This is a genomic window from Streptomyces sp. NPDC060205 (genome assembly GCF_042728395.1).
Lineage (GTDB): Bacteria > Actinomycetota > Actinomycetes > Streptomycetales > Streptomycetaceae > Streptomyces.
This window is the reverse complement of record NZ_JBHWZP010000097.1, coordinates 22,140-29,308: the sequence shown is the minus strand read 5'-3', so window position 1 is coordinate 29,308 and position 7,169 is coordinate 22,140. Positions and strand designations below refer to the sequence as shown.

Annotated in this window: 5 protein-coding genes and 2 rRNA genes; 2 read left to right on the top strand and 5 right to left on the bottom strand. The window is 70.0% G+C overall.

The genetic code is table 11. The features are described from left to right. Together ACFWGJ_RS19065 and rrf are read left to right on the top strand one after the other, a co-directional pair. Positions 1–1,192: ribosomal RNA gene (locus ACFWGJ_RS19065) — 23S ribosomal RNA — on the top strand; the annotation flags it as partial. Positions 1,193–1,280: 88 nt separating this feature from the next. After that, a 5S ribosomal RNA gene (rrf, locus tag ACFWGJ_RS19060) occupies positions 1,281–1,397 on the top strand. 111 nt (positions 1,398–1,508) lie between these two features. Here the strand turns inward: rrf and ACFWGJ_RS19055 are convergent. The 5 genes from ACFWGJ_RS19055 to ACFWGJ_RS19035 are packed head-to-tail and all read right to left on the bottom strand — an operon-like array spanning position 1,509 to position 7,128. Continuing rightward, positions 1,509–2,819, bottom strand: coding sequence for a DUF58 domain-containing protein (locus ACFWGJ_RS19055; protein WP_387325726.1), 1,311 nt, complete (start codon positions 2,817–2,819; stop codon positions 1,509–1,511). Continuing rightward, a complete protein-coding gene (locus tag ACFWGJ_RS19050; protein ID WP_387325724.1) occupies positions 2,819–3,811 on the bottom strand; it encodes an AAA family ATPase in 993 nt (330 codons plus the stop codon). Before ACFWGJ_RS19050 ends, ACFWGJ_RS19055 begins: the two co-directional genes overlap by 1 nt. Continuing rightward, on the bottom strand, positions 3,808–5,025 hold the full coding sequence (locus ACFWGJ_RS19045) for a DUF4350 domain-containing protein (protein WP_387325721.1): 1,218 nt from the start codon (positions 5,023–5,025) through the stop codon (positions 3,808–3,810). The genes ACFWGJ_RS19050 and ACFWGJ_RS19045 overlap by 4 nt, the downstream gene beginning before the upstream one ends. Continuing rightward, positions 5,022–5,717: a DUF4129 domain-containing protein gene (locus ACFWGJ_RS19040; RefSeq protein ID WP_387325718.1), complete on the bottom strand. Its 696-nt coding sequence runs from the start codon at positions 5,715–5,717 to the stop codon at positions 5,022–5,024. Before ACFWGJ_RS19040 ends, ACFWGJ_RS19045 begins: the two co-directional genes overlap by 4 nt. 4 nt (positions 5,718–5,721) lie before the next feature. Continuing rightward, complete coding sequence (locus ACFWGJ_RS19035) at positions 5,722–7,128, bottom strand: hypothetical protein (RefSeq protein ID WP_387325715.1); 1,407 nt, start codon at positions 7,126–7,128, stop codon at positions 5,722–5,724. Positions 7,129–7,169 lie beyond the last annotated feature (41 nt).

Sequence of the window (7,169 nt, the reverse complement as noted above, 5' to 3'; positions counted from 1 at the left end):
GGTGATTGGATTTACTCCATGAGCTGGGGGTGGCCGCAGAGACCAGCGAGAAGCGACTGTTTACTAAAAACACAGGTCCGTGCGAAGCCGTAAGGCGATGTATACGGACTGACGCCTGCCCGGTGCTGGAACGTTAAGGGGACCGGTTAGTGCGCTTTCGGGCGTGCGAAGCTGAGAACTTAAGCGCCAGTAAACGGCGGTGGTAACTATAACCATCCTAAGGTAGCGAAATTCCTTGTCGGGTAAGTTCCGACCTGCACGAATGGCGTAACGACTTCTCGACTGTCTCAACCATAGGCCCGGTGAAATTGCACTACGAGTAAAGATGCTCGTTTCGCGCAGCAGGACGGAAAGACCCCGGGACCTTTACTATAGTTTGATATTGGTGTTCGGTTCGGCTTGTGTAGGATAGCTGGGAGACTGTGAAGCTTGAGCGCCAGCTCGGGTGGAGTCGTCGTTGAAATACCAGTCTGGTCGTGCTGGATGTCTAACCTGGGTCCGTGATCCGGATCAGGGACAGTGTCTGATGGGTAGTTTAACTGGGGCGGTTGCCTCCTAAAGAGTAACGGAGGCGCCCAAAGGTTCCCTCAGCCTGGTTGGCAATCAGGTGTTGAGTGTAAGTGCACAAGGGAGCTTGACTGTGAGACCGACGGGTCGAGCAGGGACGAAAGTCGGGACTAGTGATCCGGCGGTGGCTTGTGGAAGCGCCGTCGCTCAACGGATAAAAGGTACCCCGGGGATAACAGGCTGATCTTCCCCAAGAGTCCATATCGACGGGATGGTTTGGCACCTCGATGTCGGCTCGTCGCATCCTGGGGCTGGAGTCGGTCCCAAGGGTTGGGCTGTTCGCCCATTAAAGCGGTACGCGAGCTGGGTTTAGAACGTCGTGAGACAGTTCGGTCCCTATCCGCTGTGCGCGTAGGAGTCTTGAGAAGGGCTGTCCCTAGTACGAGAGGACCGGGACGGACGAACCTCTGGTGTGCCAGTTGTCCTGCCAAGGGCATGGCTGGTTGGCTACGTTCGGGAGGGATAACCGCTGAAAGCATCTAAGCGGGAAGCCTGCTTCGAGATGAGGACTCCCACCAACTTGATTGGTTAAGGCTCCCAGTAGACGACTGGGTTGATAGGCCGGATGTGGAAGCCCTGTAAGGGGTGGAGCTGACCGGTACTAATAGGCCGAGGGCTTGTCCTCAGTTGCTCGCGTCCACTGTGTTGGTTCTGAAACCACGAACAACCGTTGTAGCCATGGTCACGGCTCCGGTTTGTCAGTTTCATAGTGTTTCGGTGGTCATAGCGTGAGGGAAACGCCCGGTTACATTCCGAACCCGGAAGCTAAGCCTTACAGCGCCGATGGTACTGCAGGGGGGACCCTGTGGGAGAGTAGGACGCCGCCGAACAAATATTACGAGAAAGCCCCCGCACTTCGGTGCGGGGGCTTTTTTGCGTTTGTCGCCTGTCCTGCGTTTTCCCCTTTCCAGGAAAAGGTCCAGGAGAGGGGAGAACGCAGGTCAGAGACGACCGGCGGCTTTGAGGGCCAGGTATGCATCCGCCAAAGCCGGCGGGAGATTGTCCGGGGTCGCGTCGACGACAGTGACACCGTGCCGCGTCAGTTGCTCTGCTGTGCGATGGCGTTCCGCCTGGGCCTGCGCGGCTGCGGCGGCCTCGTACACGGCCTCTGTGTTTCCCCGTGCCTTTGCCATGTGCTCGATGTGCGGGTCCGATACCGAGGCGACCAGGATCGTGTGGCGCTGGGTCAGGCGGGAGAGTACGGGGAGCAGGCCCTCCTCGATGGGGGCCGCGTCCAAGGTCGTGAGGAGCACGATCAGTGAGCGGCGCGGGGCCGTGCGGAGCGCGGTGGACGTGAGGCCGCGGGCATCCGTCTCGACGAGTTCCGGTTCGAGGTGTGCCATGGCGTTGACCAGCGAAGGAAGGACGTCTCCCGCTGCACGGCCCTGAACCAGGGCGCGTACCCGGCGGTCGTAGGCGAGCAGGTCCACCCGGTCGCCGGCGCGGGACGCGAGAGCCGCCAGGAGGAGGGCCGCGTCCATGGAGGCGTCGAGCCGCGGGGCGTCTCCGACGCGGCCCGCGGCTGTGCGGCCCGTGTCGAGGATCAGAAGGATGTGCCTGTCGCGTTCGGGACGCCAGGTGCGTACGGCGACTCTCGACTGGCGGGCGGTGGCCCGCCAGTCGATCGAGCGCGTGTCGTCACCGGGGACGTAGTCGCGCAGGCTGTCGAACTCGGTTCCCTCACCGCGGGTCAGCACGCTGGTGCGGCCGTCGAGTTCGCGCAGGCGGGCGAGCTTCGAGGGGAGGTGCTTGCGGCTGGTGAACGGCGGCAGGACGCGTACCGTCCAGGGGATCTTGTGGTTGCCCTGGCGGGCGAAGAGGCCCAGAGGACCGTACGAGCGGATGGTGACGCGGTCGGCCCGGCGGTCGCCGCGGCGGGTCGGGCGCAGGCGTGTCGTGACGCGTCGGCGCTCACCCGGAGGGACCGTCAGGCGGTGGCGGGACGCCGCGACTTCCGTGCCCGGCTGCCAGCTGCTCGGGGGCCAGGCGTCACGGATACGGGCGCGCAGGGGACGGCCCGACGGGTTGGTGACCGTGAGGGTGACGTCGGCGGTTTCGCCGAGGCGTACGGAGGTGTCGCCGGAGCGGGTCAGGCCCAGGCGGCGTACCGGTGCCGCCAGGGCGAAGTCGCACGCGCAGGCGAGAGCCAGGGGCGCGTTGACGGCGAGGATGCCCGTCCAGCTGGGTTCCCAGATGCCCACCGGGAGGGTGCCGAGGGCCGCCAAGAGGGCGGTGCGGCCGGTGAGGGCCATCAGCGGGGGACGGGGACGTGGGAGAGGATCGCGTTGATGACCGAGTCGGCCGTCACACCCTCCATCTCGGCCTCCGGGCGGAGCTGGACGCGGTGGCGGAGGGTCGGCAGCGCGAGGGCCTTCACGTCGTCCGGGATGACGTAGTCGCGGCCCGTCAGCCAGGCCCAGGCGCGGGCCGTGGCCAGGAGCGCCGTGGCGCCACGGGGGGAGACGCCGAGGGTGAGGGACGGTGATTCGCGGGTGGCGCGGCAGATGTCCACTACGTAGGCGGTGATTTCGGGGGAGACCGTGGTCTTGGCGACGGCCGCGCGGGCCGCTTCGAGGTCGGCCGGGCCCGCCACGGGACGTATGCCGGCGGCGCGCAGATCACGGGGGTTGAAGCCCTCGGCGTGGCGGGTGAGGACGTTGATCTCGTCCTGGCGGGACGGGAGCGGGATCGTCAGCTTGAGGAGGAAACGGTCCAGCTGCGCTTCCGGGAGGGGGTACGTGCCCTCGTACTCGACCGGGTTCTGGGTCGCGGCGACCAGGAACGGCTCGGGGAGCGGGCGCGGGGTGCCATCGACCGTGACCTGGCGTTCCTCCATGGCCTCCAGGAGGGACGACTGGGTCTTCGGAGGGGTGCGGTTGATCTCATCCGCGAGGAGGAGATTGGTGAAGACCGGGCCGGGCTGGAAGGAGAACTCCGCGGTGCGGGCGTCGTAGACGAGGGAGCCCGTGATGTCGCTCGGCATCAGGTCCGGGGTGAACTGGACGCGCTTGGTGTCGAGTTCCAGCGCGGAGGCGAGAGCGCGGACGAGCAGGGTCTTGGCCACTCCGGGGACGCCCTCCAGAAGGACGTGTCCGCGGCACAGGAGAGCGACGACGAGGCCGGTCACTGCGGGGTCCTGGCCGACCACGGCTTTGGCGATCTCGGCGCGCAGGGTTTCCAGGGAAGCGCGGGCGGTGCTCGCGTCCCCGGTGTTCCCGGCGTTGTCAGTGGTCGGGGCCATCATGGACGGCGTACCTCTCTTTCGAGGGCGTCGAGTTGGTCGGCGAGTGCGATGAGGGCCGCGTCGTCGCGGGGCGGCGGTCCGAAGAGCAGGGAGTGCAGGGCCTGTCCTTCCTGGCGGAGCCTGGCGGACAGGGCGGGGAGCAGGGTTTCGGGCGCGTGCGCCTGAGCGGGGGACACGCCGACGAGGGGGGCGAGGCGGGTGCGGGTGGTGGAGCGCAGAGCTCCCGCGGCACGGTCGCGGGCGTTGGACTTGCGGTAGAGGCGGGCGCGGCCTTCGACGGTCTCGGAGGCGCGGATCGCGACGGGGAGCCGTTCGGGGACGAGCGGGCCGAGGCGGCGGGCGCGCCAGAGGGCGGCCAGCAGTGCGGCGATGAAGAGCTGCAGCGTGCCCCAGAGCCAGCCGGAGGGGACCAGGTCGAGGAAGCTGCGGTCGCCGGCGTCGGTGGCCGAGTCGTCGGAGAGCGAGGGGAGGTACCAGACCACGTGGGTGCGGGAACCGAGGAGTTGAAGGGCGAGGGAGGCGTTGCCCTCCTGGTCGAGGCGCTCGTTCTGCAGGATGTCGGGCGCGCCGAGGACGACGGTGTCGCCGTCTCCCTCCGAGGCGGGGAGGCGCAGCAGGGTGGGCAGGCCGTCGCTGGGGTAGCAGGTGTCGGCGCCGGGTGTGTCCGTCGCGTACCGGATGCCGCCCGTGTCGGCGGTGCCCGCTCGTCGGGCGGCGGGCAGGGCGCAGTGGGGGGAGAGCGTGGAGTCGTAGCTCGGGGTGGGGTCGGCGTCGACCCCGGGGGCGAGGGTGCCGACGGACGGGGTGCCGGCGGCGACGAGGACGGTGCGCCCGCCGGAGTTCCTGTACGCGGAGTGCAGGCGGTCCTGTTGGCGGTCGGTCAGCAGGTCGGGGCGGGCGACCAGGAGTGTCGTGTCGGGGCCGGTCGCGGTGCTCGCCTCAGCCAGGGTGGTGACCACGCGCGTGGACACGCCCCGGTCGGCGAGGAGTTCGGCGACGGCCCGGCTGCCCTTGGGGTCGGCGGAGCGCGGGTCGAGGCTGCCGTGCTGGGCGCCGGAGCGTACGACGGCGATGGCGACGGCGGCCACCAGGAGGATCACGAACGCGAGAACGACGCCGCGCGAGCGGGTCCACACCTGGCGGACGGTGGGCGAGGCCGAGGTGCTGGGCGGGGCGGCCGGAGTCGGGATTGCCGTGGGGGCCTCGGGTGTCATGTCGCGGCCCCCCGGCCCGCGCTGTTCGTGAGGACCGGTCGGGTGCGCTCCAGGTCCTGGTCGAGCTGTGCGAGGCGGTGGTACGTCTCCGTAGTGGCGGTCCGTCCGCCGTACGTGACGTCGTCGAAGTCCCGTGCCGCGGCCCGCAGCCGGTCCGTGTGGGCGGGCAGGGTGCGGCCCGCTTCGGCGGCGGCCTCGTCGGCGGTGCGTCCGGGGCGGGGGTCGAGCAGGGCGCGTTCCTCCAGGGAGCGGACGACGGCACGCATGCGTTCCTGGACGGCCTGGTTCCAGTGGCCCTGGGCCGCGTGCGCCTCGGCGGCGGCGCGGTGCTCGGCGGCGCTGCGGGGCCGGTCGTCGAAGAGGGGGGCGGTCGAGGTGGGGCCCCGGCGGGGAGAGCCGAGGCGCCACCAGAGGGCGCCGATGACGGCCATGACGGCGACGACGATGACCAGGAGGCCGAGTCCGCCCCCCGGGGTCGCCGAGGAGGCCGTGTCGAGCAGTTCGCCGACCCACTTCCAGAAGGCGTCCAGGGCACGGCGGAGGAGGCTGGGGTCGTTCTCGTGGTACATCCGCTTCGACAGTTCACGCCGGGCGGCCTCCCGCGCGGGATCGCGCGGGACGGTCACCGGTGGTTCGCCGTCGGCGCGTGGCAGCGCCCGTACCGCAGTGAGAACTCCCCCCGCCAGGCTCACTCCGTCAGCTCCCCGGGGTCGGGCCGGGGGCGCCGGAGCCGTGGTCCTGGATGCCGGCCGCGCGGGCCAGGTCGAGGTCGAGGGCCTCGCGGCGGATGCGCTGGTCGATGTAGAGGAGCACGGTGACCCCGGCGGTGATCGGGAAGGTCAGCATGGAGCCGATCACCGAGCCGATGCCGCTCACGATGAGGAACGTCCAGCCGAGGTCGCCGGTGCCGCTGTCGAGCATGCTGCCGATGCCGTCTCCGCTGAGCGCGGAGGCGAGGAAGGCGAACGGGATCACGATGATCGACGCGACGATGTTCGCGATGATCGTGGCGAGGAGCTGGATGCCGAAGACCCGCCACCAGGAGCCGCGGACCAGTTTCGCGGAACGGCTCAGCGACTTCCAGACGCTCTGCTTCTCCAGCATCAGGGCCGGCGAGGCCAGGGAGAAGCGGATCATCATCCAGAGCGCGACGACGGCCCCGGCCAGGCCCCCGAGGGCGCCGAGTGCGACGGCGCCGTCACCGCCGCCCGCGAGGCCGACGAGGACGCCGGGCAGGATGCCCACGGCGGCGATCGCGACGGCGATGAGCGGCAGCAGGAAGGTCAGGCCGAAGAGCTTGAGCAACTGGGGTCGGGCGTCGTGCCAGGCCTCGGCGGTGGTCACCGACTTGCCGAGGACGGCGCGGCTGGTCACGGTCGTGAGCAGGGCCGTCGCGACGATCGTGCCCAGCAGGGTGATCAGCAGGACGACACCGGAGTTCAGCAGGGTGTCGCCCATGGCGCGGGACAGTTCGCCCGCGGTGGCGCTCGGGTCGTTGAGGACGTCCGTGCTGGCGCTGTCGTCCAGGACGAGGCCCTGGAGCAGGATCACGAGGACCTGGGTGAAGACCGCGACGGTGAGCGAGATGCCGAGGACCGTGCGCCAGTGCGTGCGCATGGTGGAGACCGCGCCGTCGAGGATCTCGCCGACGCCGAGCGGGCGCAGCGGGATCACCCCGGGCTTGGCCGCGGGCGGGGGACCTCCCCAGCCGCCGCCCCATCCGGGGTAGCCGCCAGGTCCCGGTCCGTAACCGCCGCCGTAGCCGCCGGGGCCTCCGTACCCTCCGGGGCCGCCGTATCCGCCGGGGCCCGCGGGAGGTTGGCCGCCCCAGCCGGGGCCGGGCGGTGGTGGTGGCGGGGTCTGGGGCGGGGCGCCCTGCGGGCCGCCGCCGGGCGAGGGCCACTGGGCGGGCGGGGGCTGCTCCTTGGACCACTTCGGGCCCGGGCCGGAGGGGGCGGGGCCGGGCTGACCCGGTTCGCCCGCGGGTTCCGGGGACGCGGGACGGTCCGCGGGCCGGTCAGGGCCGGAAGGCGTCGGCTCCTGTCCGTTCTGCCCGTCGGAGGGGGCAGATCCGGGCGATGCCCAGCCCGGAGTGTCGTTCATCGTCGCTCCTTCACGGTGCCCGCCCGCGGTCGCGGCGGCAG